This is a genomic window from Cellulomonas hominis (assembly GCF_901521055.1).
Classification (GTDB): Bacteria; Actinomycetota; Actinomycetes; order Actinomycetales; family Cellulomonadaceae; genus Cellulomonas; species Cellulomonas endometrii.
In genome coordinates this window covers 1-26,989 of record NZ_CABEGA010000051.1, presented here as the reverse complement: position 1 = coordinate 26,989, position 26,989 = coordinate 1, and the positions used below count along the sequence as shown (strand labels likewise).

At 75.6% G+C, this 26,989-nt stretch carries 25 protein-coding genes; 11 read left to right on the top strand and 14 right to left on the bottom strand.

Annotation, left to right across the window (positions count from 1 at the left end; all coding sequences use genetic code 11):
• Positions 1-59: 59 nt before the first annotated feature.
• On the top strand, positions 60-815 hold the full coding sequence (locus tag KJP73_RS13525) for a ZIP family metal transporter (protein ID WP_213283386.1): 756 nt from the start codon (positions 60-62) through the stop codon (positions 813-815).
• A gap of 12 nt (positions 816-827) precedes the next feature.
• Here the strand turns inward: KJP73_RS13525 and KJP73_RS13520 are convergent, their stop codons facing one another.
• Both KJP73_RS13520 and KJP73_RS13515 read right to left on the bottom strand, forming a co-directional pair.
• Positions 828-1,286, bottom strand: a complete 459-nt coding sequence (locus KJP73_RS13520; RefSeq protein WP_213283385.1) for a GAF domain-containing protein — start codon at positions 1,284-1,286, stop codon at positions 828-830.
• 61 nt (positions 1,287-1,347) lie between these two features.
• A complete protein-coding gene (locus KJP73_RS13515) occupies positions 1,348-2,370 on the bottom strand; it encodes a LacI family DNA-binding transcriptional regulator (protein WP_213283384.1) in 1,023 nt (340 codons plus the stop codon).
• A gap of 203 nt (positions 2,371-2,573) precedes the next feature.
• Between KJP73_RS13515 and KJP73_RS13510 the strand changes: the two genes are divergently transcribed.
• The 5 genes from KJP73_RS13510 to KJP73_RS13490 all read left to right on the top strand — a co-directional run bounded on the left by KJP73_RS13510 (position 2,574) and on the right by KJP73_RS13490 (position 8,989).
• Positions 2,574-3,896, top strand: coding sequence for an ABC transporter substrate-binding protein (locus tag KJP73_RS13510; RefSeq protein WP_213283383.1), 1,323 nt, complete (start codon positions 2,574-2,576; stop codon positions 3,894-3,896).
• Positions 3,893-4,858: a carbohydrate ABC transporter permease gene (locus KJP73_RS13505; protein WP_249669384.1), complete on the top strand. Its 966-nt coding sequence runs from the start codon at positions 3,893-3,895 to the stop codon at positions 4,856-4,858. The genes KJP73_RS13510 and KJP73_RS13505 overlap by 4 nt, the downstream gene beginning before the upstream one ends.
• A 7-nt stretch (positions 4,859-4,865) precedes the next feature.
• Positions 4,866-5,690 (top strand): carbohydrate ABC transporter permease, encoded by an 825-nt coding sequence (locus KJP73_RS13500; protein WP_213283382.1) that lies wholly within the window; start codon positions 4,866-4,868, stop codon positions 5,688-5,690.
• Entirely contained in the window at positions 5,687-7,618 is a 1,932-nt protein-coding gene (locus KJP73_RS13495; protein WP_213283381.1) for a glycoside hydrolase family 127 protein, read from the top strand. Before KJP73_RS13500 ends, KJP73_RS13495 begins: the two co-directional genes overlap by 4 nt.
• A 108-nt stretch (positions 7,619-7,726) precedes the next feature.
• On the top strand, positions 7,727-8,989 hold the full coding sequence (locus tag KJP73_RS13490; RefSeq protein WP_213283380.1) for a chloride channel protein: 1,263 nt from the start codon (positions 7,727-7,729) through the stop codon (positions 8,987-8,989).
• Between the two features lie 118 nt (positions 8,990-9,107).
• Here KJP73_RS13490 and KJP73_RS13485 read toward each other — a convergent pair whose 3' ends face one another.
• From KJP73_RS13485 to KJP73_RS13470, 4 genes are all read right to left on the bottom strand, one after another.
• Positions 9,108-11,633: an MMPL family transporter gene (locus KJP73_RS13485; protein ID WP_213283379.1), complete on the bottom strand. Its 2,526-nt coding sequence runs from the start codon at positions 11,631-11,633 to the stop codon at positions 9,108-9,110.
• A gap of 41 nt (positions 11,634-11,674) precedes the next feature.
• A complete protein-coding gene (locus tag KJP73_RS13480) occupies positions 11,675-12,322 on the bottom strand; it encodes a TetR/AcrR family transcriptional regulator (RefSeq protein WP_213283378.1) in 648 nt (215 codons plus the stop codon).
• 71 nt (positions 12,323-12,393) lie between these two features.
• Positions 12,394-13,068, bottom strand: a complete 675-nt coding sequence (locus tag KJP73_RS13475) for a response regulator (RefSeq protein ID WP_213283377.1) — start codon at positions 13,066-13,068, stop codon at positions 12,394-12,396.
• On the bottom strand, positions 13,065-14,309 hold the full coding sequence (locus KJP73_RS13470) for a sensor histidine kinase (protein WP_213283376.1): 1,245 nt from the start codon (positions 14,307-14,309) through the stop codon (positions 13,065-13,067). Before KJP73_RS13470 ends, KJP73_RS13475 begins: the two co-directional genes overlap by 4 nt.
• Before the next feature lie 118 nt (positions 14,310-14,427).
• Here KJP73_RS13470 and KJP73_RS13465 point away from each other — a divergent pair, with 118 nt between their 5' ends.
• Positions 14,428-15,057 carry a hypothetical protein gene (locus KJP73_RS13465; protein WP_249669382.1) on the top strand — a complete coding sequence of 210 codons (630 nt, stop codon included), beginning with the start codon at positions 14,428-14,430 and terminating at the stop codon, positions 15,055-15,057.
• 60 nt (positions 15,058-15,117) lie between these two features.
• Here KJP73_RS13465 and KJP73_RS13460 read toward each other — a convergent pair whose 3' ends face one another.
• The 7 genes from KJP73_RS13460 to KJP73_RS13430 all read right to left on the bottom strand — a co-directional run bounded on the left by KJP73_RS13460 (position 15,118) and on the right by KJP73_RS13430 (position 22,521).
• Positions 15,118-16,923: a glycoside hydrolase family 2 protein gene (locus KJP73_RS13460; RefSeq protein ID WP_213283375.1), complete on the bottom strand. Its 1,806-nt coding sequence runs from the start codon at positions 16,921-16,923 to the stop codon at positions 15,118-15,120.
• Positions 16,924-16,972: 49 nt separating this feature from the next.
• Entirely contained in the window at positions 16,973-18,076 is a 1,104-nt protein-coding gene (locus tag KJP73_RS13455; protein WP_213283374.1) for a LacI family DNA-binding transcriptional regulator, read from the bottom strand.
• Positions 18,077-18,140: 64 nt separating this feature from the next.
• Positions 18,141-19,652, bottom strand: a complete 1,512-nt coding sequence (locus KJP73_RS13450) for a DHA2 family efflux MFS transporter permease subunit (RefSeq protein WP_213283373.1) — start codon at positions 19,650-19,652, stop codon at positions 18,141-18,143.
• A 68-nt stretch (positions 19,653-19,720) separates the two neighbouring features.
• The gene (locus KJP73_RS13445) at positions 19,721-20,290 is read right to left on the bottom strand and encodes a PadR family transcriptional regulator (RefSeq protein ID WP_249669381.1); all 570 of its coding nucleotides are present in this window, start codon (positions 20,288-20,290) and stop codon (positions 19,721-19,723) included.
• A gap of 95 nt (positions 20,291-20,385) precedes the next feature.
• Complete coding sequence (locus KJP73_RS13440; protein ID WP_213283371.1) at positions 20,386-20,871, bottom strand: hypothetical protein; 486 nt, start codon at positions 20,869-20,871, stop codon at positions 20,386-20,388.
• An 81-nt stretch (positions 20,872-20,952) separates the two neighbouring features.
• The gene (locus KJP73_RS13435; RefSeq protein ID WP_249669380.1) at positions 20,953-21,687 is read right to left on the bottom strand and encodes an SIR2 family NAD-dependent protein deacylase; all 735 of its coding nucleotides are present in this window, start codon (positions 21,685-21,687) and stop codon (positions 20,953-20,955) included.
• A 9-nt stretch (positions 21,688-21,696) separates the two neighbouring features.
• A complete protein-coding gene (locus KJP73_RS13430) occupies positions 21,697-22,521 on the bottom strand; it encodes a LysR family substrate-binding domain-containing protein (RefSeq protein WP_213283370.1) in 825 nt (274 codons plus the stop codon).
• Positions 22,522-22,737: 216 nt separating this feature from the next.
• On the opposite strand from KJP73_RS13430, the gene KJP73_RS13425 reads away from it, so the two are divergent.
• Positions 22,738-23,130, top strand: a complete 393-nt coding sequence (locus tag KJP73_RS13425) for a DUF5997 family protein (protein ID WP_213283481.1) — start codon at positions 22,738-22,740, stop codon at positions 23,128-23,130.
• 39 nt (positions 23,131-23,169) lie between these two features.
• On the opposite strand, the gene KJP73_RS13420 is transcribed toward KJP73_RS13425, so the two are convergent.
• The gene (locus KJP73_RS13420; protein ID WP_213283369.1) at positions 23,170-23,547 is read right to left on the bottom strand and encodes a hypothetical protein; all 378 of its coding nucleotides are present in this window, start codon (positions 23,545-23,547) and stop codon (positions 23,170-23,172) included.
• A 259-nt stretch (positions 23,548-23,806) separates the two neighbouring features.
• Here KJP73_RS13420 and KJP73_RS13415 point away from each other — a divergent pair, with 259 nt between their 5' ends.
• Genes KJP73_RS13415 through KJP73_RS13405 form a run of 3 tightly spaced genes read left to right on the top strand, consistent with a single transcriptional unit; the run spans position 23,807 to position 26,951 of the window.
• The gene (locus KJP73_RS13415; protein WP_213283368.1) at positions 23,807-24,943 is read left to right on the top strand and encodes a heme/hemin ABC transporter substrate-binding protein; all 1,137 of its coding nucleotides are present in this window, start codon (positions 23,807-23,809) and stop codon (positions 24,941-24,943) included.
• A 5-nt stretch (positions 24,944-24,948) separates the two neighbouring features.
• Positions 24,949-26,046 (top strand): FecCD family ABC transporter permease, encoded by a 1,098-nt coding sequence (locus tag KJP73_RS13410; RefSeq protein ID WP_433995177.1) that lies wholly within the window; start codon positions 24,949-24,951, stop codon positions 26,044-26,046.
• Complete coding sequence (locus KJP73_RS13405; protein ID WP_349628313.1) at positions 26,043-26,951, top strand: heme ABC transporter ATP-binding protein; 909 nt, start codon at positions 26,043-26,045, stop codon at positions 26,949-26,951. The genes KJP73_RS13410 and KJP73_RS13405 overlap by 4 nt, the downstream gene beginning before the upstream one ends.
• Positions 26,952-26,989: the final 38 nt, after the last annotated feature.

The window sequence follows — 26,989 nt, the reverse complement described above, 5'->3', positions numbered from 1 at the left end:
GGGGAGCCTGGCCCCGGACGGCGCGCCGGGCGGCGCCCGGGGATGCGGAGGCGGGCGCGGTGGGTGGCTGGGTCGAGGCGGGCCTGTGGGGCCTCGTGGGCGGGCTGGCGCTCGTGGCGGGCGCGGCCGTGGCGTGGTGGGTCCGCGTTCCGCCGCGTGTGACCGCCGGGGTCATGGCGTTCGGCTCCGGGGTGCTGATCTCGGCTCTGGCGTTCGACCTCGCCGACGAGGCCGCGGACACCGGCGGGCTCGGGCCCGCGGTGGCGGGCCTGGCCCTCGGCGCGGTGCTGTACGTCGCGGCGAACGTGCTGCTGGCCCGGCACGGCGCCCGGCACCGCAAGCGCTCGGGCGGGCTGCAGCCGTCGGAGGCCGACCAGGCCGGCAGCGGGACGGCCATCGCCGTGGGGTCGCTGCTCGACGGGATCCCCGAGTCGGTCGTGCTCGGGCTGAGCCTGCTCGGGGGGAACGGCGTCAGCGCCTCGGTGGCGGCCGCGGTCGTGATCTCGAACGTGCCGGAGGGGCTGTCGAGCGCGGCCGGGATGAAGCGCGCGGGGCGGTCCGCGCGGTTCGTGTTCGGCCTGTGGGGCGCCGTCGCCGTGACGGTCGCGCTCGCGGCGGCCGGCGGCTACGCGCTGCTGGGCAGCGCCTCGCCGGAGCTGGTCGCGGTCATCACCGCCGTCGCGGCGGGCGCGATCCTCACCATGGTGGCCGACACGATGATCCCGGAGGCGTTCGAGCGCGCGCACCTGTTCACCGGCCTCATCACGACGGCCGGGTTCATCGTCGCGTTCGCCCTCAGCCGCGCCGGCGGCTGAGGGCGGCCAGGGTCAGATGCCGCGGGTGCGGATGGTCTCCGCGACCTCCTGGACCAGGCGGTCCATGCCGACGAGCGTGTCCGGGTCCCACGGGTCGACCTCGGTGGAGTACAGGTTGAGCGCCACGGTGGTGTCCGCGTCGACGATCCCCGGCAGGGCCGCCGCCGACCGGAAGCCCTGCTCGGTGGCCGCCGCGCGCCAGTCGGGCCACAGCGTCTCGGCGAGGACGTCCGGCACGACCTCCCCGCGCAGCTGCTGGATCGCGACGACGCACGGGCCCTCGCCCGTCGCGACCTCGACCTGGTCGCAGTACGCCGACCGGGGGGCGCTGCTCGCGACGTACTGCAGCACGTGGTGCCGGCGCAGGATGATGCTGCACTCGGTCGGCGCGCCGATGCGGTCGGCGGCCTCCTGGGCGTAGGTGTCGAGGAACGCGTACATGTCGTCGCGCTCGGTCGTCTGCTGCGTCACGGCGTGCACCTCTCCGGTCCGGGGAGAGGAACTGTCTCATGACCACCCCGGACCGGGGGAATCACGCGTGCCGCGGCGCCGTGGAGCCGCGCGGCACCAGCCGGCACGGCACGACCTCGGTGCCCGACGACGGCCGCCCCTCGATGGCGTCGAACAGCAGCGCGGCGGCCCGGCGGCCCACCTCCTCGAGGTTCATGTCGACCGAGGTGAGGTGCGGGCGGGCGTTCAGCGCGAGGATCTCCCAGTTGTCGTGGCCGGTGACGGCGACGTCGTCCGGGACCGCGCGGCCCGCCTCGCGGAGGGTGTCCAGGACTCCCCGGGCGATGTGGTCGCTCCCCGCGACGATGGCGTCGACGTCGGGGTGCTGCGCGAGGACGACGGCCGCCGCCGTCCGGCCCCACTCCTCGGTCCAGGCGCCGTACAGCGGCTCGCCCGTCATGGCGAGGCCGGCGGCGTCCAGCACCTCGCGGACGCCGGCGACGCGGTCGTGCGCGGCCCCGTAGGTGGCGTCGCCCGTGACGACCGCGATGCGCCGGCGCCCGCAGGCCAGCAGGTGCTCGGCCACCAGCCGCCCGCCGAGCACGTTGTCGGAGACGACCGACATGTCGTCCGGGTCCTGCGACGGCGCGTAGGCGTAGACGACGGGGACGGGCAGCGGGCCGAGCGAGTGGCGCGGGTCGGGCCGGGCGCCGACGACCATCAGCCCGTCCACGCGCCGGCCGAGCAGCGCCTGCACGTGGTACTGCTCGCGCAGGGCGTCGCCGCGGGCGTCGCACAGCAGCACGGACGTCTTGCCGGTGCCGGCGGCGTCCTCCGCGCCCATGAGCGTCGGGATGGAGAACCGGCCCTCGAGGTCGTGGGTGACCAGGCCGATCGTGCCCGAGCGCCCGCTCAGCAGGTTCCGGGCGAGCACGTTGGGCGAGAAGCTCAGCTGCTCGGCCGCGGACAGGACCCGCTCGCGGGTCTCGGCGCGCACCTGCTGCCGGCCGTTCAGGGACTTCGAGGCGGTCGCGACGGAGACCCCGGCCAGCCGCGCGACGTCGGACAGCGTGGGCCGGCGCGGGGTGCCCGACGTGGTCGTCATGCTGCCTCCTGCGCCCCTGCCAGCGGCGCCGGAGCGGCGCCGTCATGGCCGAGATCGTACACACATCACGTTTTCGCGTAACCCCTTGACCGGCCCTCGGCCTGGGGTCTACGTTCCCCGAAAAGGGTTTCGGCAGAACCTCCGCGCGGTGTCCACCCGGGTGCCCCGCACAACTTCGACGGCGAAGTTCCGAGGAGAGCACGATGAGCAACCGCATGTTCCGATCGCGCGGGCTGCGTCCCGTGGCGACGCTGGCCGTCGCCGGCCTCGCGCTGACCGGGCTGGCCGCCTGCGGCTCCGGGTCCGACGGCGGCGACGCCGGGGAGGCCCTCGAGTCCGCCGGCCCCGACGGCGTGGACGACGGCACGACGCTGACGATGTGGACCCGCGCCCCGCTGGAGCGGCAGGCCACCACCCTCGTGGAGGCGTACAACGCGTCGCACGAGAACCAGGTCGAGCTCGAGATCATCCCGAACGACGACATGGAGGGGAAGGTCGGCGGTGCGGCGACGAACGACGAGCTGCCCGACCTGCTCGCGGGCGACGTCGTCCGGCTGCCCTACTGGGTCGCGAACGGGTTGTTCACCGACCTGACGGAGCAGATCGACGCCCTGGACTTCAAGGACGACATCACGGGCGGCCACCTGGACGCCGGCACGGACCCCGACGGCGCGCTGCACACGCTGCCGTTCGTCGAGGACATCTCGGTGCTGGTCTGGAACAAGGACCTCTACCGCGAGGCCGGGCTCGACCCCGAGAAGGGCCCCACGAACCTGGCGGAGTTCCAGGAGCAGGCCATGGCCGTGCAGGCGCTCGGCAAGCCCGGCGTCTCCGGCACCTACTACGGCGGCAACTGCGGCGGCTGCGGGGTGTTCACCTGGTTCCCGACCATGTGGGCGTCCGGCGACGAGGTGCTGTCGGAGGACGGCACGACCGCGCAGGTGAACTCGGACTCGGCCAAGGCGCTCTACCAGATGTACTACGAGCTCAACCAGGCCGGAGCGGTCGGGGCGGGCTCGAAGGAGGAGACCGGAGCCACCTGGACCGCCCCGTTCTCCAACGGCCAGGTCGGGGTGCAGCAGTACCCGAACACCGCGGTGTACGCGGCGCAGGAGGCCGGCATCGACGTCGGCGTCACCGCGATCCCCGGGGTCGACGGCGGGCAGTCGACGTTCCTCGGCGGCGACGCCCTGGGCATCTCCAAGGACTCCGAGAACGTCGCGCAGGCCTGGAACTTCCTCGCCTGGATGATGTCGGAGGAGACGCAGCTCGAGGTCATCGCGAAGAACGGCGAGGTCCCCGGCCGCAACTCCCTGCTCGACAACGAGTACGCGCAGGAGAACCCGCTCGCGCTGACGATGAACAAGATCGCCGAGTCCGGTCGCACGCCGGTGGCGGAGTTCTTCTCGGAGGCGTTCAACGCGTCCGGCAGCCCGTGGGTGACGCTGATGCGCAACGCCACGTTCGAGGGCACGGACACCGTCGACGAGGACAACGACGCGATCACCGAGGTGCTGTCGCAGTGACCGTCGCGACTCACGGCCACGCGAGGCGGGTGCCGGCCCGGCAGGCACCCGCCCGCGCGGGCGCGGCCCGGGGCCGGACCCGCACGCGCTCCCGCGGCGCCCTGCAGGGCTGGCTGTACGCGAGCCCGACGGCGGTGCTGGTGCTGGTGCTCTTCGTCGTGCCGCTCGTGCTGGTCGTCGTCATGTCCGGCTCGGACTGGTCGCTGCTGGGCGGCAACCAGGGCACGAACTTCCCGGAGAACTTCTCCGAGGTCGTCGCGCACCGGCTGTTCTGGCCGTCGGTGTGGTTCACCGTCAAGTACACGGTGATCGCGACCGTGCTGCTCATCCTGCTCGGGCTGGGCCTCGCGCTGCTCGTGCAGGAGAGCAGCCGGTGGCGCGGGTTCCTGCGCACGGCGTTCCTGCTGCCGACGGCGCTCGGCCTGGCGTCGGCGTCGCTGCTGTTCTACGCGCTGTACTCCCCGCAGGTCGGCCCGGTCTCCGGGTGGATGGAGCGGCTGGGGCTCGGCAGCGGGCAGGTGAACGTGCTCGGGTCGGCCGACGGGGCCCTGTGGGGCACGGTGCTGCTGATCGTGTGGCGGTTCGCGGGGTTCTACATGCTCCTGCTGCTCGTCGGCCTGCAGGGCATCCCGCACGACGTGTACGAGGCCGCACGGCTGGACGGCGCGCGGACGTGGCAGGTGTTCCGCCGGATCACGCTGCCGCTGCTCAAGCCGTCGCTCGCCCTGTCCACGATCATGTGCGTCACCGGGTCGATCCTCGCGTTCGACCAGTTCTACATCCTCACCAAGGGCGGGCCGGACTCGTCGACGACGACCGTCGTCCAGCTCATCTACAACCTGGCGTTCGAGTCCAAGCGGGACCTCGGCATGGCCGCCGCCCTGTCGGTGATCGTGCTGCTCGCCCTCATCGTCGTCAACGTCGTCCAGCTCAAGGCGCTGCGGCGCTCGCCCGAGGAGTGAGGCTCCGATGACCGGCTTCTCCCGCGTCCTGGGACGCACCCCGTTCTACGTCGTGACCGGCGGCCTCGCGATCCTGTTCCTCTACCCGATGATCTGGACCACCGTGTCGTCGGTGTCCCCGCAGCCCGGGTCCGCGCAGGTCGACGGTGTCGGGTTCGGCAACTACGCGACCCTCGCGTCGTACCAGGCCGGCGTCGCCACCTACCTGGGCAACTCGCTCGGCATCACCGCCACCGCGGTCCTCGTGACGCTGGTGGTCGCGACGCTCGGCGGCTACGCGTTCGCGCGGTTCCGGTTCCCCGGCAAGGACGCCCTGTTCCTGCTCGTGCTGTCGATCCTCATGGTCCCGTACGCAACGCTGCTGATCCCGCTGGTGATCTGGCTCAAGGACATCGGGCTGTCCAACACCCTCGTCGGGGTCGGGCTGGTGCTCGCCGTGTTCCAGCTGCCGTTCGCGATGTTCATGATGCGCATCTCGTTCGAGGCCGTGCCCCGGGAGCTGGAGGAGGCGGCGCTCGTCGACGGCTGCGGCTCGTTCGGGGCGCTGCGCCGGGTCATGCTGCCCGCCGTGAAGCCCGGCCTCATCACCATCGGGCTGTTCGCGTTCCTCGCCGCGTGGAACGACTTCATGGTCCCCCTGTACCTGGTGGGCGGCGACAACCAGCCGCTCCCGCTGGCGCTGGTCAACATGCGCCAGCAGGTCATGGGGGTCATCGACTACGGCGCCACGCAGGCCGGCGTCGTCGTGCTCACCGTCCCGTGCGTCGTGCTGTTCCTGATCCTGCAGCGGCACTACGTCAACGGGTTCATGTCCGGAGCCCTGAAGGGATGACCACCCCCGTGCACGCACTCACCACCGCACCACCCGTCGCCCCCGTCGTGCCGTCCCGCGGCGCGCTGCGCCCGCTCGGCCTCGACGAGGTGACCCTGACGGGCGGCTTCTGGGCGGACCGCCAGCAGGTCAACGGCGCCGCCACCATCCCGCACTGCGACAGCTGGGAGACCCGGGTCGGCTGGATCGGCAACTTCGCGCGGGCCGTCGACGGCACCGTCGCGGAGCACCGCACCGGGCGCGAGTTCTCCGACTCCGACGTCTACAAGATGATCGAGGCGATGGCGTGGGAGGTCGGCCGCACCGGCGACCCGGCGCTCGAGGCCCGGATCGCCGAGCTCACCGCGCAGATCGGCGCCGTGCAGGAGCCCGACGGGTACCTCAACACGAAGTTCGGGCGCCCCGGGCAGCGGCCGCGGTACTCCGACCTGGCGTGGGGGCACGAGCTGTACTGCTTCGGGCACCTGATCCAGGCGGCGGTCGCCCGGCTGCGGACCGGGCACGACGACGAGCTCGTCGCGATCGCCCGCCGCGCCGCCGACCACGTGTGCGCGGAGTTCGGGCCCGACGGCCGCGACGCCGTGTGCGGTCACCCCGAGATCGAGGTCGCGCTCGCGGAGCTCGGCCGGGCCACCGGGGAGCAGCGGTACCTCGACCAGGCGGCGCTGTTCGTCGAGCGCCGGGGGCGCGGCCTGCTGCCCGACATCGAGTTCGGCCGGGAGTACTACCAGGACGACGTGCCGGTCCGGAAGGCGGAGGTGCTGCGCGGGCACGCGGTCCGCGCCCTGTACCTGACCGCCGCCGCGGTGGACGTCGCCGTCGACACCGCGGACGACGAGCTGCTCGAGGCCGCCCGCGGGGCCTACGAGCGCACGCTCGCCCGGCGCACGTACCTGACCGGCGGCATGGGGGCGCACCACCAGGACGAGGCGTTCGGCGACGACTTCGAGCTGCCGCCCGACCGCGCGTACTGCGAGACCTGCGCGGGCGTCGCGTCCGTCATGGTCGCCTGGCGGCTGCTGCTCGCCACCGGGGACGCCGCGTGGGGGGACGTCGTCGAGCGCACCCTGTTCAACGTGGTCGCGACCTCGCCCGCCGAGGACGGCCGGGCGTTCTTCTACACCAACCCGCTGCAGAAGCGGGTGCCGGGGGAGGCGGCCGCGGAGGACGAGGTGAGCGCCCGCGCGCTGTCCCGGCTGCGGGCCCCGTGGTTCGAGGTGTCCTGCTGCCCGACCAACGTCGCGCGCACGCTCGCCACGCTCGGCGGGTACGTGGCCGCCGTGTCCGACGACGCCCTGCACCTGCAGCAGTACGCGCCGGCGCGGATCACGACGCGCCTCGGCGACGGCCGGGCGGTCGGCCTGGAGGTCGCCACCGGGTACCCCGTCGACGGCGAGGTCGTCGTGCGCGTGACCGACGCGCCGGCGGGCGAGTGGACGCTGGCGCTGCGGGTGCCCGCGTGGGCGGCCGGTGCGGCGACGCTCGACGGGGCGCCCGCGGAGGTGTCCGGCGGCGAGGTCCGCGTGCGGCGCGCGTTCGCCGCCGGGGACGAGGTGCGGCTGGTGCTGCCGGTCGAGCCGCGGGTCACCGCGCCGGACGGCCGGATCGACGCGGTGCGCGGGTGCGTGGCGGTCGAGCGCGGTCCCGTGGTGCTCTGCGCCGAGTCGGTGGACCTGCCCGGCGGCGCGGACGCCGGTGCGGTCCGGGTGGACGTCGGCACCGCCGGGGCCCTGGTCGCCGACGGCGACGGCGCCCGGGTGCGGGGCCGCGTCGTGCGGGCGGCGGACGAGGGCTGGCCGTACGGGGGCACGGACGCCGGTGACGCCGGTGACGCCGCGGGCGAGGCGGTGGAGCTGCGCCTCGTCCCGTACCACTCCTGGGCGAACCGCGGCCCGAGCACCATGCGGGTCTGGCTGCCCACCGCCTGACCCGCCCACCGAGCCGGACACCGCTCCCCGGCCGCTGCCGACGGGCGGGGAGCGGTGTCCTCCTGCCCGGGGCTGTGCGCAGGCCGGTCGCGCCGATAGCGTGGCGGCGTGCCCGCACCGGGGTCGACGACGACCGCCGCCGTGCCGACGAGGGACTTGGCCCGGCTGACGCTGCTGGGCGCGCTGGTGGGCCTGCCGGCCGGGGTCGTGGCCTTCGCGTTCGTCGGCGCGGTGCACGTGCTGCAGCAGCTGTTCTGGGACCGGCTGCCCGACGCGCTGGGCGCCGCGAGCCCGCCCTGGTACCTCGTCCTCGCGCTGCCGGTGGCGGGTGCGGCGCTCGTGGCGGCCGCCCGCCGGCTGCCCGGCGACGGCGGGCACCCGCCCGCCGGCGGGATCCACGCGGGCCCGGTGCCCGTCGCGCACGGCCCGGGCATCGCGCTCGCCGCGCTGGCCGGCCTGGCGACGGGGATCGTCCTCGGCCCCGAGGCGCCGCTGATGGCCCTGGGCTCGGTCGTCGCCGTCGAGGTCACCCGGCGGACCGGGGTCACCGGGAAGGCGCGGGAGCTGGTGGGCGTCTCCGGGTCGGCCGGCGCGATCTCGACGCTGTTCGGCGGCCCGCTCGTCGCGGGGATCATGCTGGTGGAGGCCGGGGCCGGCGCGCTCGGGGCCGCCACGCTGCTCCCGCCCCTGGCGGCCGCGGCCGTCGCGTACGTCCTGGTCACCGGGTTCGGTGCGTGGACGGGGGTCCCGGTCGGCGGCCTGAGCGTCCCCGGCCTGCCCGCCTACGACGGCATCCGGCCGGGCGACCTGGTGCTCGCGGTCGTCGTCGGGGTGCTCGCGGCGGTCGTCCTGGCCGGGGTGCGGCGGGTCGCGGCTCTGCTGGCCGCCACCGAGCCGCGCGTGGGGAGGCTGCCGCTGCTGCTCGGCTCGGGCCTGGCCGTCGGGGGGCTCGCGCTGCTGGCCGGGGCGCTCGGGGCCGACCCGCAGGACGTGCTGTTCTCCGGGCAGGCGTCGGTGCCGGTGCTCGTGGGCGGGGCACCGGTCGGGGTGCTGCTGGTGCTGCTCGTCGCCAAGGCGCTCGCCTACGCGGTGAGCATGGGCGGCGGGTTCCGCGGCGGCCCGATCTTCCCGGCGATCTTCCTGGGCGTGGCGCTCGCGGGCCTCGCCGTCACGGTGCTGGACGTGTCGCCCACGCTCGCCGTCGCCGCCGGGACCGCCGCCGCGATGGCCTCGACCAGCCGGCTGCTGGTGTCGGCGGTGCTGTTCGCGGGGCTGCTGGTGGGTCCCGCCGGGTTCGACGCCGCGCCGGCGGCGGTGCTCGCCGCGGTGGCCGCGTGGCTGACCTCCCGCGCGCTGGACCCGCGCCGCTGACGACCCGTCCGACCGGGCGCGCCCGGGCGGGCGAAGTGGAGAGCTCTGCCCGACACGCGCGGGCGTGTCGGGCAGAGCTCTCCACCCGGTGCGGGGTGGTGCCGTGACGACCCGGGGGTCAGGCCCGGTGGGTCGCCTCGTGCGGGGCCTCGCCCGGGTCCGTCGCGTCGGCCGGGGCGTCTGCGCGGTGCGACGGGTGAGTCGGGTGCGTCGGCTGCCCGTCGTACGACGTCGGGTGCGGGTGGGTGCGCTCGAGCGAGGCGCCCTCCACGTCGACGTCCGGCAGGATCCGGTCGAGCCACTTCGGGATCCACCACGCCGCCCGGCCGGCCAGGTGCATGACGGCCGGGATCAGCAGCATCCGCACCACGAACGCGTCGAGCAGCACGCCGAACGCGAGGCCGAACCCGAGCGGCCGGATGATCGACGACTCCGAGAACACGAAGCCGGAGAACACCGACGCCATGATGATCGCCGCCGCGGTGACGACCACCCGCCCGGCGTGCAGGCCGCGGCGGACCGCCACGCGGGCGTCGACCCCGTGCGCGTAGGCCTCGCGCATGCCGGACACCAGGAACAGCTGGTAGTCCATGGCCAGACCGAACAGCACGCCGGTCACGATGATCGGCAGGAAGCTCAGCACCGGGCCCGGGTCGTGCACCCCGAAGACCTCGCCGAGCCAGCCCCACTGGTAGATCGCGACCACGCCGCCGAACGCCGCGAACAGCGACATGACGAACCCGAGCGTCGCGGTGACCGGCACGAAGATCGACCGGAACACGATGATGAGGATGATCAGCGACAGGCCCACGACGATCGCCAGGTAGCCCGGCAGCACGTTCGCGAGCTTCTCGGAGACGTCGATGTTCGCGCTGGTCGTGCCGGCGACGCCGAGCTCGACGTCCCCGTCCGTGCCGGCGATCGGCGAGGAGTCGCGCAGGTCGCGCACGAGCTGCTCGGTGTCCTCGCTGTCCGGCCCGCTCTTCGGGACCACCTGGAACGCCAGCACCGTGCTGTCCTCGTTCGCACCGATCGGCGCGACGGCGGCGACGTCGTCGTGCGAGGCGAGCTCCTGCCCGATCCGCACCTGCTCGGCGACCAGGTCCTCCTCGGCGACCGCCTGGGGCAGGTCCGCGACCACGAGCAGCGGGCCGTTGACGCCGGCGCCGAACTTCTCGGCGGTGATCGTGTACGCCTGGTACTGGGTGGACGTCGGCTCCTCCGACGCGCCGCCCGGCAGGCCCAGCCGCATCGACAGCGCCGGGATCGCGACGACCAGCAGGGCCGCGACGCCCGCGACGACGGTGAGCACCGCGCGCCACGTCCCCATGGGGGTGGTCGGGACGGCCTCGGGCTCCTCGTGGCCGAGGGTCGCCCGCTGCTTCTTCGGCAGGACCTTCAGGCCGATGCGCGACAGCAGGGCCGGCGTCAGGGTGATGGCCAGCGCCACGGCGATCGCGATGCACGCCGAGCCGACGCTGCCCATGAGGCCCAGGAACGGGATCCCCGTGACGTTGAGGGCCAGCAGCGCGACCAGGACCGTCGCGCCGGCGAACACCACGGCGTTCCCCGCGGTGCCGTTCGCCAGCCCGATGGACTCGTGCAGCTCGACCCCCTCGCGCAGCTGCCGGCGGTGCCGGTTGAGGATGAACAGCGAGTAGTCGATGCCGACCGCCAGCCCGAGCATGATGCCCAGCACCGGGGTGACGGACAGCATGTCGACCGACCCGGACAGGGCCAGGGCGGAGATCGCGCCGATGCCGACGCCTACCAGGGCGGACAGGATCGGCAGCCCCGCGGCCACGACCGAGCCCAGCATGATGAGCAGCACGACGCCCGCGACGACGACGCCGATGATCTCGCCGGCACCCAGCACGCTCGGGACGCCCTGCGTCATGTCGCTGGACACCTCGACCGAGACGCCCTCGATGTCCGCGCCGGTGAGCGCGTCGACGACCGACTCCTTGGTCTCCGGCGTCACCTCGAACTGCGCGTCCTCGAAGGAGATCGACGCGACCGCGGCGGACTCGTCGGAGGAGACGAACCGGATCTCGCGGGACAGGTCGAGCAGCGCGGCGCCCTGCTCGAGCTGCTCGCTCTGCGCCTCGAGCTGCGCGCGCCCCTCGTCGGCGGCCTGCTGCTGCGCGTCGAGCTCCGCGAGGACGGCCGCCGGGGCGCCGGCCTGCTCGGCCTGCTGCCGGGCGGCGTCGAGCTGCGCCTGGCCCGCGTCGAGCTGCGCCTGGCCGGCCGCGATCTGCTCGCGGCCCGACTCCACCTGGGCCTGCGACTCCTCGAGCTGCGCCGTCGTCTGGAACGGGTCGGTGACGCCCGCGACGCCCTCGAGCTCGGCGGCGTCGGCGAGCGCGGCGCTGATCGCGGCCGCCTGCTCGTCGGTGAAGGCGCTGTCGTCGTCGGTGTGGAACACCACGGTGCCGCTGCCGCCGCTGGCGGACGGGAACTCCTCCTGGAGGTGCTCCGTCACCTTCTCGGTGGCGGTCCCGGGGATGGTGACGGCGGAGGTCAGCGTCCCGCCGAACGCGAGGTAGGCCCCGACGGCGAGGGCGAGCACGACGACCCAGGCCGTGACGACGGCCCAGGCCCGGCGGGCGGCGAAGCGCCCGAGTCGGTAGAGGAGTCCTGCCATGATCCCTGTCTCTCGCGGTGGTGGTGTGGGAGTGCGGGGCGTCAGTGCTCCGGCATGTACCCGGCTCGCACGCTGGTGAGGAGCCGGTCGAGGAGGCCGTCCCAGGCGGCGAGCGCCGCCGGGCCGGTCATGTCGGTGGTGGTGATCCAGTGCTGCGCGATGACGCCGACGCCGTGCACCAGGGAGGTGACCAGCAGCTCGATGTCGAGCCGGTCCGCCTCGGGGTTGCGGCGGGAGAGCTCGCCCGCGAGGTGGTCGGCGGCCCGGGAGAACGCCTCGACGACGAACTGCTTCTGCCGCGGGTCGGTGCCGTCGTCCATGCCACCGAGCGCGCGGCAGAGCACGGCGACGGCGGTGGACAGGTCGGCCGCGCGCAGCATCTGGGCGATCTCGTCGAACATCTCGGCGCGCGTGCCGCCGCCCACCGGGGTCGCGGCCGTGGCGGCGTAGAACCCGTCGATGACCGTCTCGAGCGTCTCCGTCGCGGCCGTGACGACCACGTCGTTGATCGACGCGAAGTGGTTGAACACGGTGCGGCGCGAGACGTCGGCGCGCTCCGCGAGCTCGTCGACGCTGAACTGCGGTCCGCCGCGCTCGGCGATGAGGGCGTTCGCGGCGTCGAGGATGGCCCGGCGGTAGCGCGCCTTGAGCGTCGCCCGCCGGTCCGGGGCCCCCGCCTCGACCGTCACGGGGAGGACGGTAGGCAGATGCGTGCACTCAGTGCAACCGTGCACGGGGTGCATCTCGCGGAGCGGTCCTCCTACGGCACCAGGCCCGCCCGGTGCGCGACGGCGGCGGCCTCCAGCCGGGTCCGGCAGCCGAGCTTCGCGAGCACCCGGCTGACGTGGGTCTTGGCCGTCGTCTCCGACACGGTCAGCGCCGCGGCGACCTGGGCGTTCGACCGGCCCTCGCCGAGCAGCACGAGCACCTCGCGCTCGCGCGCCGTGAGCTGCTCGAGCCCGGGCGGTGCCGCGGCGCTGCCCGGGCCGGGGTCCGGCGGCGGTGCCGTGACGCTCGCGAGCACCCGGCGGGTCACCTCGGGGGCGAGGATGCCGTCGCCGGCCGCGACCCGCCGCACCGCGTCGACCAGCTCGGCGGCGCCGACGGACTTCAGCAGGAACCCGACCGCGCCGGCGCGCAGCACCCCGAACAGGTACTCGTCCAGGTCGAACGTCGTCAGGGCGACCACCTGCGCGAGCCCCTCCGCGGTGATCCGCCGGGTCGCCTCGATGCCGTCGGTGCCGGGCATCCGGATGTCCATGAGCACCACGTCCGGCCGCAGCGCCCGGGCGTTCGCGACCGCCGCCGCGCCGTCCGCGGCCTCGCCCACCACCGTGACGCCGGGCGCCTGCTCGAGCATGAGCCGCAGGCCGGCGCGGATCGCCCCGTGGTCGTCGGCGAGCAGCACCCGGACCGGGTCCGTCGGGTCAGTCATCGGGCGGCCTCCGGGTCGAGCGGCAGGACGGCGTGCACGCGCCAGCGGCCGTCCTGCGGCCCGGCGGAGAGGTCCCCGCCGAGGGAGCGGGCGCGCTCAGCCATGGTCACGAGCCCCGTCGCCGACCCCAGCGACGGCGGGTGCGCGGCGGCGGGCCGGTCCGCGGTCGGCAGGAGGCTGAGCACCTCGACCTCCAGCCCGCCCGGGCCGGGGGCCACCCGCACGTCGACCCGCCCGCCCGCCGGGCCGTGCGCCGCGGCGTTGGTGAGGGCCTCGCGCGCGATCCGGTAGGCGGCGTGGTCGACGACGGCGGGCAGGGCGCCGGTCGCCCCGATGTCCGTGCGCACGTCGAGGCCCCGGTCCCGGGCCGTCGCGAGCAGGTCGCCGAGGCGCTCCAGCCCGGCCGCCGCGGTCGACGCCGGGTCCCCGCCGGCCCCGCGCAGGACGAGGATCATCGACCGCATCTCCGCGAGCGACGCGACCGACTCCGCCCGCACGGCGGTCAGCGCCGCCCGGTCCCGGGCCTCGTCGGGAGCGCCGGACAGCGCCGCCTCGGCGTGGATCGCGATGGCCGACAGCCGGCTCGCCACCACGTCGTGCAGGTCGCGGGCCATCGCGTTGCGCTCGTCCCGCACGGCGGCGTCGCGGTCCAGGTCGGCGATCCGCGCGGCGTCGGCGGCGTGCGCGCGCGCCAGGTCGGCCTGCTCCCGCTCGAGCTCCGCGCGCCGGGCCTCCGACGCGGCCAGCTCGGTCCGGCTCCGCACGTCGGATCCCCACCACAGGGGCGTGACCAGCAGCGCCACGGCCTGCAGCAGGGCCGCCAGGGCGTCCCGCAGCCCGCCGCCGAGTGCCCACGCGGCGACCGGTGCGGCGGCGCTGACCACCACCACGCAGCCCACCAGCACCCGCCGGCCGCGCGCGGAGAGGTGCACCGCGGCGGTGTACAGCGCGTCGACGAGCACCAGCAGGATCCCGATGCTGCCGCCCAGCGGCACGGACGCGAGCGCCGCCGCCGCCGCGACGGCCAGCACGGCGACGGGGTGCCGGTGCTTCACGACGAGCGCCCCGCACGCCACGACCAGCAGCCCGGCGTGCAGCCACCATGCGGACGCCGTCAGCCCGGGCGCGCTGGTCCCGGTCACGCCCGCGCCGAGCAGCAGCAGGCCGGCGGCCAGGTAGGCGAGCGCGACGCCGCGGTCGTCGAGGTGCGGCAGGCGCCGGGGTGGTCGGACGCGCGGCATGCCGCCCATCCCAGCACGACCCGTGGACGGGCGGGTCCTCCGGACGGAGGACCCGCCCGCGCAGGATCGTGCGGACGGCCGACGCCGCACCGTGCCCGGTGCGGCGAGGCTGCCGCGCATGGACGCCATCCGTGAGAACCCGGTCGCCGCGCTCGTCGTCGCCTGCGAGGTCGGCTTCTGGGTGTTCCTCGCCGCCGCCGTCGTCGCCCGCTATGCGCTGCGGATGCGCCGGACCTCCACGGTGCTGCTGCTGTGCGAGCCCCTGCTCGAGGTGGTGCTGCTGGTCGCGACCGTCGGGGACCTGCTCCGCGGCAGCGAGGCCACCTGGACCCACGGGCTCGCGGCGCTGTACCTCGGGTTCACCGTCGCGTTCGGCCGGCGCACCGTGCACGCGGTGGACGCCTGGGTCGCGCACCGGTTCTTCGGCGGCCCGGCGCCGGTCAAGCCGCCGAAGCACGGCCCGGTGCGGGTCCGCTACGAGTGGGCGCTGTGGCTGCGGGCGCTGCTCGCCTGGGCGGTGGCGTGCGCGGTCCTCGGCGTGCTGCTGCTCCTCGCGCAGGGCGCCGGGGAGGCGGCGGCGCAGCAGCAGGAGGTGCTGCTCGGCTGGGGCGCCCGGGCGACGGTGGTGCTCGTCGGGTGGTTGGTGTTCGGGCCGGTGTGGGAGATGCTCACGCCGGCGGACACGTCGGCGTCGTCACGAGCCGCGGTGCCCGCGGGGAGGAGCGACGGACCTCCTCCGGGACCGTGACCGCCGCGTATGCGGTGTACGCAGCGGTCACGGTCGCGGGCGCCCGTCGGGGCGGCGGTGTCAGCCCGCGAAGATGCGGCGGAACGTCTCCAGCGGGAGCTTCGGGTTCCGGTGCTCGTCGCACAGGCCGTTGGTCTCGAGCCCGGTGTCGGTGATCTGGGTGTAGCAGAACCCCCGCAGCAGGCCCGACGCCCGGACGGCGTCGAGCAGGTCGGTGAGCCGTGCCTCCAGGTCCTCCGGGGAGCGGGCCTCGGAGTAGCCCCACGACCCCGCGGGCGCGCCGGGGGCGTACGCCACCCCGCCGAACTCCGACAGCAGCACGGGGATCGTCCCGGCCGCGGGTGCCGGCCCGCCGACCCACATCCGCCGGCCGGCCGGCCCGACCCCGGCGAGCGTCTCCGCCAGCGCGGCGGCGCTGCCGTACCGCTCCCGCAGGACGGCGCCCGTGTCGGCGTAGTCGTGCACCGTCAGCAGGTCGGACGACGTGTGCTCCCAGCCGTCGTTCGAGATGACGGGCCGGGTCGGGTCCAGGGCCCGGGTCAGGTCCGTCAGCGCGCGGCTGTAGGCCTGCTGCGCCGGGTCGTGCGCGAGGTGCTGCACGCCCCACGACTCGTTGAACGGCACCCACGCGATGATGCAGGGGTGCGAGACGTCGCGGCGCACGATGTCCAGCCACTCCCGCGTCAGCTGCGCGACCGCCTCGTCGCTGAACCGGTACGCACCCGCCGTCTCGGACCAGACGCACAGGCCCAGCACGTCGCACCAGTACAGGTAGCGGGGGTCCTCGATCTTCTGGTGGATCCGGACCGTGTTGAAGCCGAGTGCCAGCGCCAGCTCGACCTCCGCGCGCAGGGCCTCGGGGCTCGGCGGGGTCAGGTGCGACTCCGGCCAGTAGCCCTGCTCGAGCACCGCGCGGACGTAGAAGGGCCGGTCGTTGAGCAGCAGGGCGTCGCCGTCGGCCTGCACCGACCGCAGGCCGCAGTAGGCGTCGACCCGGTCGAGCACCGCGTCGTCCCCGCCCAGCAGCGTCACGTCGGCGTCCAGCAGCGTGGGGCGCTCCGGGGACCACAGCAGGCCCTCGTAGGCCTGGCCGTTCTCCTGGCCGGGGATGGGCACGGTGACCAGGGCGGTCTCGCCGTCGACCGGCACCTCAGCGGCGCCCACCGGGGTGCCGTCGTGCGTGAGCCGCACGCGGACGCGGGTGCCCGCCGGGGCGGCGGCGTGCAGCCGGACGCGCACCTCCATGCGGCCGCCCGGGACGTCCGGCCGCCACGACAGCGTGTCGACCGCGACGGCCGGGACCTGCTCCAGCCACACGGTGCGCCAGATCCCGGAGGTCCGGTGGTACCAGATGGCGTGCTGGTCGGGCTGCCAGTCCTGCTTGCCGCGCGGCTGCTCGACGTCGGTGCGGGAGTCGGTCGCCCGGACCACGACGACGTGCGCGTCCGCGGCCACGGCCGGGTCCAGCAGGTCGGTGACGTCGACGCTGAAGGTCGTCTGCCCGCCCTCGTGCCGGACGGCGTGCTGCCCGTCGACCCACACGTCGGCCTCGTGGTCGACCGCGCCGAGGTGCAGCAGCAGCCGGTCCGCGCCGAGCCCGGCCGGGACGGTGACCGTGCGGCGGTACCAGAGCGCCGCGTGGTCCCCGTGGTCGGCGATGCCGGACGCGGTGGACTCCGGCGGGAACGGGACGACGATCTCGCGGTCGAAGGGTCCGGTGCCCGGGGCGTACCAGCGCTCGCGCAGCCCGGCGTCCGCGTCGTCGAACGTGAACTGCCAGGGGCCGTCGAGGGACCACCAGCGGTCGGGGCGGATGAGCTGGGGGCGCGGGTGCAGGCCCCGGTCGGGTGCAGACGTCGTCGTCATGGCGGTCCTTCGTTCGTCGCGGTGGGCGGGCGTCTTCGGCAGGCCGACATCATGTTGCCACGTGGCAAACGTCCGCGTCACGCGGACCGGCGCCCCCGGTGGACTCGCGCGCGACGACGGCGTGCGCGACGGTCACGTCCCGGGCGGTCCGGGGTGCGCGCGGGGTGTCGTCCCGCTCGTCGTCCCGGCCGTCGTCCTCCGCCGGGTCGAGCCGCGCGACCAGCAGGCCCACCGCCACCCGCGCGATGGCGTCGCGGTCCGGGCGCACCGAGCTGAGCGACGGCGTGAGGTACCGGACCTCCTCGACGTCGTCGAAGCCCAGCAGAGCGACGTCCTCGGGCACCCGCACGCCCCGGGTGAGGCACGCGCGCAGGGCCCCCACCGCCAGCATGTCGTTGAAGCAGAGCACCGCGTCCGGCGGCTCCGGGGCGTCGAGCAGGGCCGTCATCGCGGCGAAGCCCTCCGCCCGGTCGTAGGACCGGACGTGCCGCAGGTGCGCGGGGTCGGCGGGCAGCCCGGCGTCGGCGAGCGCGCGCAGGAACCCGTCGGCCCGCTGGTGGCCGGTCTGCAGGAGGGGGTCGTCCTCGAGCCCGATCGCCGCGATCCGCCGGCGCCCCAGCCCGATCAGGTGCGCCGTGCCCTCGCGGGCCGCCGCGACGTCGTCGATGTGCACGTGGTCGAGCGACGTGTCGACGGTCCGCTCGCCGAGCAGCACCACCGGGCGGTCGGGGTCGACGCCCCGCAGGTCGTCGGCGGTCAGCGCGAGGGGGCTGAGCACCAGGCCGTCGAACATCGCCCCCCGCGGGCCCCGGAGCAGCAGCTCCCGCTCGCGGGCCGGGTCGCCGTCGGTCTGGTCGACGACCACCGTGAACCCGGCCGCGGTGGCCTCGCGGACGACGGCGCGCGCGAGCTCCGCGAAGTAGGGCTGGTCGAGCGCGGGGACGACGAGCCCCAGCAGCCCCGTCCGGCCCGTGCGCAGGGACCGCGCCGCGGCGTTGGTGCGGTAGCCGAGGGCGTCGACGACCGCCTGCACCCGGTCCCGGGTGTGCGGGGCGACGTGCCGGTACCCGTTGACGACGTTCGACACGGTGCGGGGCGACACCCCGGCGGCGCGCGCGACCTCGGCGAGCGTCACCGCGGCCCTGCGTGCCATGCGCGGCACCCTAGCGGTTCGGGAGCGAGCGGGGTCCGTCGGACCCGGCCCGCTCCCGGACGGGTCAGCGCTGCGGTGCGGACTCCGCTGCGGCCGCGGCAACCGGGGCGGCGACGGGCGGGGCCGCGTCGCGGCGCGGCGGGACGAAGAACGCCACGATCACCGCTCCGACGACCGCGATGCCCGCGGGGAGCAGCAGCGACTGCGCCATCGCGTCGGAGAACCCACCGGCGAGGGCGTCGGGCAGGGTGCCCGCGGCCTCGGCGGCGCCGGTCGACTCCCCGGCGCCGGGACCGAGCTGGGCGACCAGCCGCGCCTGGATCAGCGCCGCGATGGCCGCCGACCCGAGCACGGAGCCGATCTGCCGGGTCGTGTTGAACACGCCCGACCCGGCGCCGGCCTGCGCGCGCGGCAGGTTGCGGGTCGCGGTGGAGGAGATCGGCGACCAGAGGCAGGCGTTGGCGATGCCGAGCAGCGCGCTCGGGAGCAGCAGGCGCGCCCACTGGTCGGGGTCCGGGGTCAGCCAGAGCGTGAACCACACGAGGGCGATCGCCTGCAGCACCATGCCGGTGAGCGCGATCGTGCGCGGGTTCGCGGTGTCGACGCGGGGCCCGATGACCGGGGACAGCACCAGGGTCATGACGGCCATCGGCGCGAGCATCAGCGCGGACCGGGTGGGGGAGAACCCGAGGACCAGCTGGTAGTAGAAGACCAGCGGCAGCGACATCGCGGTCACCGTGAAGCCGAGCGCGCTGATCGCGCCGTTCGCGAGCGCGAAGTTGCGGTCCTTGAACAGGCCGAGCGGCAGCAGCGGCTCGACCTTCGTGCGGGCCTGGTGCACCACGAACGCGACGAGCACCAGCACCCCGGCCCCGACGACGCCCCACACCGGCAGCCAGCCGCCGATCAGGCCCCAGTCGTAGGACTGGCCCTCCTGGATGCCGAACACCAGCAGGAACATGCCGAGCGCGCTGAGCAGCACGCCCACGACGTCGAACCGGTGCGGGTGCGTGTCGAGGCGCGGGACCAGCCGCCAGGCGAGCACGAACGCCACCACGCCGACGGGCACGTTGACGAAGAAGATCCACTCCCAGCCGAGGCCGTCGACGAGCACGCCGCCGAGGATCGGCCCGACGAGGGTGGCGACGCCGGCGACGGCACCCCACAGGCTCATGGCCTTGCCGCGGCTGTCCGGCGGGAACAGCCGGGTGATGACGGCCATCGTCTGCGGCGTCATCAGGGCGGCGCCGAGGCCCTGGAACGCGCGGGCGACGATCAGGGCGCTGATCGAGCCGGCGAGGCCGCAGGCGGCGGACGCGAGCGTGAACACGGTCAGGCCGATCAGGTACACGGGCTTGGGCCCGAACCTGTCGCCGAGCCGCCCGGTGACGAGCAGCGGCGCGGCGTAGGTCAGCAGGTAGGCGCTGGTCACCCAGATCACCGCGTCGATGTCGGTCCCGAGCCCGGCCATGATGGCGGGGTTCGCGACCGAGACGATCGTGGTGTCGACCAGGATCATGAAGAAGCCCACGACCAGCGCCCAGAGGGCGGGCCAGGGTCGGACGGTGGTGGACATGCGTGCCTCGTTCAGGGGGTGCGGAGGAGTCAGGGCAGGTCCGCGCGCCGGGGGGCGCGCGGCGGGGGTCACCAGGGGATGTCGCCGGACTCGATGTCGTCGATGAACGTCGCGATCCAGCGCGACTCGGTCTCGAACACGGCGATCTGGTAGGTCAGGTCGACCCAGTAGCGGGCCGGCAGCTGCTTCGCGGTGACGCGGGCGACCCCGTCGCGCAGCTGGTCGAGCTCCTCGGACAGGCGCGACACGCGGTCCCGCAGCAGGGCGAGGACGGTGTCCCGGGGCAGGTGGTGCGCCTCGGCGAGGGCCAGCGGCAGGCGCGGGTACTCGTTGACGGGGGCGGAGAGCATGGCGGCGAGCTGCTCGGCGAGGGCCTCGCTCCCCGCCGGGGTGAGGGCGTACGTGGTGCGCTCCGGCCGGTTCCCGGCGCGCTCGGTGCCGACGGCCTGCACCAGCCCGTCGCGGTGCAGCCGGTCCACCGCGTGGTAGAGCGAGCCGGGGCGGACCTTCACGAGCCGGTCCGTCGCCCGCTGGAGCAGCACCTGGTGGATCTCGTAGGGGTGCATCTCGCGCTCCGCCAGCAGCGCGAGGATCGCGACCGCGAGCGGGGTGAGCGTGCTGCTGGGGGTGTCGGGCACGATGCTCCTCTCCGAATAGTCCGCGTGGAGCATACGACGTCTGTGCCATGCAGGGAAGTGGGCGGAGAGTGACGTGCGCCGCTCGCGGTCCGGGCTCAGGGGGCGTCGAGGTCCGCGGTGACCTTGACGAGCACGGTGCCGAGGAACATGTCCTCGACGCGGGTCGCGTCGGGGTCGACCTCCCGGGCGGCGACCGCCCAGACCTGACGGCCGGCGACGACCCCCTGCACCATCGCGAGGTCACCGCCCTCCGGGGGTGCCGCGACCGCGACCCCGGTGACCCCCGCCTCGGCGAGCGCCCCGACCAGCGCCTCGGCCGAGTCCTCGGGCGTCCCGGCCGTCCGCCAGCACCGGTCGACGTCGGTCCGGGCCGCGTCCGCGCACGGCACCGGCGCGAAGCCGTCGGGGAGCGCGACGGCGGCGACGGCGGCCTCGATCCGGCCGCGCTCGTCCGGCCAGCGCTGCTCGGCGACGGCGTGCCGCGCCACGTCGAGCCAGTACGGGGCCGCCCACAGGGTGACGGCGACGGCCGCCGCCGCGAGGGGCACGGCGACGACGAGGGCGGTGCGGACTCGGGCCACACCCCGGTCATCGGCGCCCGTGCCGCCGGGCATGAGGCGCCGCGCAGGTCAGGCGCAGCTCGGGCGCAGGTCGGGCGCAGGTCAGGCGCGCGCGAGCAGCTCCGCGACCAGTGCGGGCAGGGCGTCCTCGATCGGCTCGCGGACCACGCGGTCGGCCACCCGGTCGTACGGGGTGGGCTCCGCGTTGACGATGACCACCTCGGCGCCGCTGTCGGCCGCCAGCCCGGTGAGGCTCGCGACCGGCTGCACGCTCAGGGTCGTGCCGACCGCGAGGAACACGTCGCCGTCCTGGGCCGCCGCGATCGCCCGCTCCAGCGCCCGGTCGGGCAGCATCTCGCCGAAGTAGACGACGTCCGGCTTGAGGATCCCGCCGCACACGGTGCAGGGCGGGTCGGGCTCCGCGTCGAGCCGGGCCAGCACGTCCGCGGTCGCCTGCCGCGCGCCGCACGCCAGGCACGACGTGGTCCGCATGGTCCCGTGCAGCTCGACCACCTGCCCCGGGTCCGAGCCGGCCGCCTGGTGCAGCCCGTCGAAGTTCTGGGTGAGCACCGCCTGCAGCCGTCCGGCGCGCTCCAGCTCGGTGATCGCCCGGTGCCCGGCGGACGGCCGCGCGCCCCACGCCGGGTTCGCGCGCCACCACCGCCAGCCGGTGCGGCGCGCCTCGGGGTCGGCGACGTAGCGGCCGATCTCCAGCAGGTCCACCTGCTCGGGGTGCCGCGTCCACGCGCCCTCGGGACCGCGGAAGTCCGGGATGCCCGACGCGGTGGAGATCCCCGCGCCGGTGAGCACGGTCACGCGGAGCCCGGGGGCGGGCATGTGCACGGCCTACCGCCCCCGCCGGCCGCGCCCGCTCGTCCTGCCGGAGGGGCGACCGCCGCGGCCGCGGTCGGAGGTCCGGGGGCCGCGGCCACGGGCGCCCCCGCGCTGGGGTCGCTGCTCCTTCGCGGCGGGCTGCACGGGCGCCGGCGGGGTCGACCCGCGCCCGCGGGAGCTGTTCACCGTGCGTCCCCGGACGATGCCGATGAGCTCCTCGACCAGCGGGTCGCCGTCCCGGGCCGCCGGCCACGCGAGGGCGGTCTGCGACGCGGGCGCGTCGGCCAGGGGGCGGTAGGTGAGGTCCTTGCGGTGGTGCAGCCGCGCGAGCGACTGCGGCAGCACCAGCAGCCCGACCCCGGACGCGACCAGGGCGACCGCGTCCTCGGTGGTCTCGGGGGTGGGCAGCGCGGACGGCTCCCCGGGCGGGTCCGTCCAGCGCACGACGTCGTCCGCGGGGGTCAGCAGCGTCTCCTCGGCGAGGTCGGCCGGCGTCAGCTCGTCCAGTGCGGTGAGCAGGTGGTCCTTCGGCAGGACGACCACGGTCTGCTCGACGTACAGCGGGATCGCGGACAGCACGTCGCGGTCCACCGGCAGCCGGAGCAGCGCGGCGTCCGCGCCCCCCTCCGCCAGGACCCGCCCCGCGTCGGCGGCGGTGGCGTGCACCAGCTCCAGCGGGACGTCGGTCACCCGCTCCCGCCACGTCCGCACCCAGGACGCCGGGACGACGCCGGGCACCAGCAGCAGGCGGAACCGCGGGCCGTCGGCGGGTGCGCCGGGAGCGGCGAGCTCGTCGGCACGGGCGTCGGGCTCGGGCGGCACCGGGGTCTCGGACATCGCGGCCAGCGTAGTCGCGCGACCCTCGCCGGGCCGCCGCCGGGCCCTCGCCTGGCCCTCGCCGGGCCGCCGCCGGTGCCCTCGGCGGCCCGGCGTCCGTATCCTGGTGCGGTGACCTCCGACTCCCCGGTGACCCCGGACGCCCCGGCCGGCAGCGACAGCGACCCGGCCGACGCCCCGGCGGCCCCCGCGCGCCGCGCCCGCACGCCGCAGACGATGAAGCCCGCCACCGCGGCGGCGAAGCTCGGCGTGTACCTGCCCGCGACGCCGGAGGAGTTCCAGGCGGGCCCCGTGTCCCGCGAGGAGCTCGACGCCCTGCAGCGCACGCCCCCGCAGTGGCTGGTGGACCTGCGCCGCACCGGGCCGCACCCCCGCGCGGTCGTCGCCGCGCGGCTGCGGATCTCGACCTCCGGCCTCGCCCGCGCCGGCCTCACGGACCCGCTGACCACCGAGCAGATCGACGCGATCATCGCCGAGAGCCCCGAGTGGCTGCACCGGGAGCGCGCCACCCACGCCGAGGTGAAGCGCGAGGAGCAGCGGCTGCGCGAGCGCGACGCCGCCCGGGCCGCCGAGCGCGCCGGGCAGCAGGGCGACCGCCCCCGCGGCTGACGCCCCCGTCCGGCGGGCCGGCCCCCGTGCCGGCGCGGGTCAGCCGTGGGCGAGGAGCTCGAGCCCGACGACGGCCGTCCCCACCGCGACCACGCCGACGAGCACCGCGAGGCGCTGCCACCCCGGCAGGGGGATGCGGCGCACCGCGATCCAGCCGACGACCCCGAGGCTGGCCAGGAGGGCGATCGTCGACGCCCGCAGCGCCGCGTCGACGTGCCACCCGCCGGCGCCGGCCACCCCCAGGAACACCATCGGCAGCACCAGGACGCCCAGCGCGCCGGTGCAGACGGCCACCATGTGCCGCGCCTCCGCCGGGGTGGGGACGGCGCCGTGCACGGCGAGGTGCGACACGACGTCCGCGAGCAGCACGGCCAGCAGCGTGCCGCCGACCGTGATGAGCAGCGTCGTCGCCGCCACGCGCGCGGAGACGTCCTCCCCGCGGCGGTGGGCTGGTCGCGTGCTGCCGTCTCCATCGCCCCAGGCTATGGATGCGTCCGCCGGCAGGGTGTCGTGCGAAGTGGAGCGTTCTGCCGGAAACGCCGGGGTGTGTCGGGCGGAACGCTCCACTTGGTCACGGAGCGGTGTCCTGAATGTCGCGGATGTCCGGACGGTGCTTGTCTTCTGAGGTTGTCCTAACTTAGGGTCGGCTCACCTAAGAACACAGGAGCCGTGCGTCATGTCCCAGCACCACCCGTCCGGTCCGGCCGCGCGCCGTCGCACCACCCGCCGGACGGTCCCGGTGCTGGTCGCGGCGCTGCTCGTCGCCCTGCTCGCCGGCTGCACCGCCGCCGCGGGCTCGGCCGGCGGCACCGCCGCGGCGGCGGGGGACCGGCCGCCGCTGAGCGAGCTGACGCCGCTCGACGACCCGCGGGCGTGGGTCGGGGAGTCCACCGCGCTGTCCGCCGTGACCCCCGTGGAGCCGGTCAGCGCCGACCCGGAGCCGGCGCTCCCGGTCACGGTGACCGACGCGCAGGGGACGTCCGTGACCGTCACCGACGTGAGCCGGATCCTCGCGCTCGACCTGTACGGCTCCACCTCGCGGGTGGTGCACGAGCTGGGGCTCGGGGACGACGTGGTCGGGCGGGACGTGTCGTCGGACTTCCCGGAGATCGCGGACCAGCCGCTGGTGACGACGAACGGCCACGAGCTGAGCGGCGAGGCGATCCTCGAGCTCGCCCCGACGCTGATCATCACGGACACCTCGCTCGGGCCGTGGGACACCGTGCTGCAGATGCGGGACGCCGGGATCCCGGTGGTCGTCGTGGACGCGCACCGCAGCCTCGACACGGTCGACGACCTCATCACGGCGGTCGCCGCCGCGGTCGGCCTCCCGGAGGAGGGCGCGGCCCTGGCCGCCCGCACCCAGGCCGAGATCGACGCGGTCACCTCCGACATCGCCGCGCTCGCCCCCCAGGACCCCGCCGACCGGTTGCGGGTGGTGTTCCTCTACCTGCGCGGGCAGTCCGGCGTCTACTACATGTTCGGCGCGGGGTCCGGCGCGGACTCGCTGATCAGCGCGCTCGGCGGGGTGGACGTCGCGACCGAGATCGGCTGGGAGGGCATGCGCCCGGTCACCGACGAGGGCCTGATCGCCGCCCAGCCCGACCTGGTCCTGGTGATGACGAAGGGCCTGGAGTCGGTCGGCGGCGTCGACGGGCTGCTCGAGCAGCTGCCGGCCGTCGCGCAGACACCGGCGGGCGAGCACCGCCGGGTGGTCGACATGGCCGACAGCCAGATCCTGTCGTTCGGGCCGACGTCCGCGCAGACGCTCGACGCCCTGGCGCGCGCGTTCTACGCGCCCGACGCGTCGTGACCGCCCTGCGCCCGGAGGTGGTCGCCGAGGCCCCCGCCCCGCCGGCCCCGCCGCTGCTGCCCCGCGCTCGGTCCCGCCGGGTCGTGCCGCTCGCCGTCGCGCTCGCCCTCGGGCTGCTCGTGCTGGCGGTCGTGTCCGCCGGGAGCGGCCAGCTGCGGGTGCCGCCCGCGGAGGTCCTCGGCTCCGTGCTGCACCGGCTCGGCATCGACGCCGGCCCCGTGCCGACGCACCCGAACGGCGACGCCGCCCTGTGGACGATCCGGTTCCCGCGCGTCGTGATGGCCGTCCTGGTGGGGGCAGCGCTCGCCACCGCCGGCGCCGTCATGCAGGGCGTGTTCGGCAACCCGCTCGCCGAGCCGGGCGTGGTCGGGGTGTCCTCCGGCGCGGCGCTCGCGGCGTGCACGGGCATCGTCTTCGGGCTGGGCTTCCTCGGGCCGTTCACCTCGGCGGCGCTGGCGTTCGGTGGCGGGCTCGTGACGACGCTCGCGGTCTACCTGCTGGCGCGCTCCGGCGGCCGGACGGAGGTCGTGACGCTGGTGCTGACCGGCGTCGCGGTCAACGCGGTGTGCGGTGCGGGCATCGCCTTCCTCACGTTCCTCGGCGACACGCAGGCCCGGGAGCAGATCGTGTTCTGGCAGCTGGGCAGCCTCAACGGCACCCGGTGGCAGTACGTCGCGGTCGTGGCGCCGTTCGTCGCGGCCGGGCTGGTGGTCGCGGTGCTGGTCGCGCGCCGGCTGGACCTGCTGTCCCTCGGGGAGCGCGCCGCCCGGCACGTGGGCGTCGACGTCGAGCGCCTGCGGCTCGTCAGCATCGTCGCGGTCGCGCTGCTCACCGCGGCGGCGGTCGCGTTCTGCGGGATCGTGTCGTTCGTCGGGCTCGTGGTCCCGCACCTGGTGCGGATGGCCGTCGGGCCGGGGCACCGGGTGCTCGTGCCGCTGAGCGCGCTCGGCGGCGGGGTGCTGCTGCTGGCCGCCGACCTGGTCGCCCGCACCGCCGTGGCCTACGCCGACCTGCCGATCGGGATGCTGACCGCGCTCGTGGGCGGGCCGTTCTTCTTCTGGCTCATCCGGCGCACCCGGCGCCAGGCGGGGGGCTGGGCGTGACCGGCGGGGCGCGTGTGCCGGCGGCCGCGCCCGGCGCCGTGCCGGTCGTGGCGCGCGACGTGGCGTACGCCGTCGACGGGGCGGTGCTGCTGGACGGCGTCGACCTCGACGTGCGCGCCGGGGAGGTGCTCGCGGTCGTCGGGCCGAACGGCGCGGGCAAGTCGACGCTGCTCGGCGTGCTCGCGGGCGACCTCGAGCCCACGCGCGGCGAGGTCCGGTACGACGACGCGGACGTCCGCCGGCTGCGCGCCGGGGACCTCGCGCGCCGCCGGGCGGTGCTGCTGCAGGAGCACCGGCTGAGCTTCCCGTTCGCCGTCGCCGACGTGGTGCGGATGGGCCGGGCGCCCTGGCGGGGGACCGCCCAGGAGGACGACGACGACCGGGCGGTCGCCGGGGCGCTGGCCGAGGCCGAGGCGGGGCAGCTGGCCGAGCGCCGGTTCCCGTCGCTGTCCGGCGGCGAGAAGGCGCGCGTCGCCTTCGCGCGGGTCCGGGCGCAGGCGACGCCGGTGCTGCTGCTCGACGAGCCGACCGCCGCGCTCGACGTCCGGCACCAGGAGCTGCTGCTCGACCGCGCCGGCGACCGCGCCCACGCCGGGGACGCCGTCGTGGCCGTCCTGCACGACCTCACGCTCGCCGCCGCGCACGCCGACCGGGTGGCGGTGCTCGCCGGCGGCCGGCTGCGCGCGCTCGGGGCCCCCGAGGACGTGCTCACCGCGTCGCTGCTCACGGACGTCTACCGGTACCCGGTGGAGGTCGTGCCGCACCCGCGCACCGGCGCCCTGCTGGTCCTGCCCGACCGGACCGCCGTCGCCCCGCTCCCGCCACCGAGCAGCGACCCGGACGCGGGCGCCGCGGTCGCCGCGGGCCGCTCGTCGACCCGGGTCAGCGGCCGGTCCGCGTCGTAGGACACGTACATCGCGGTCGCGGGCTTGCGCGCGTCCGC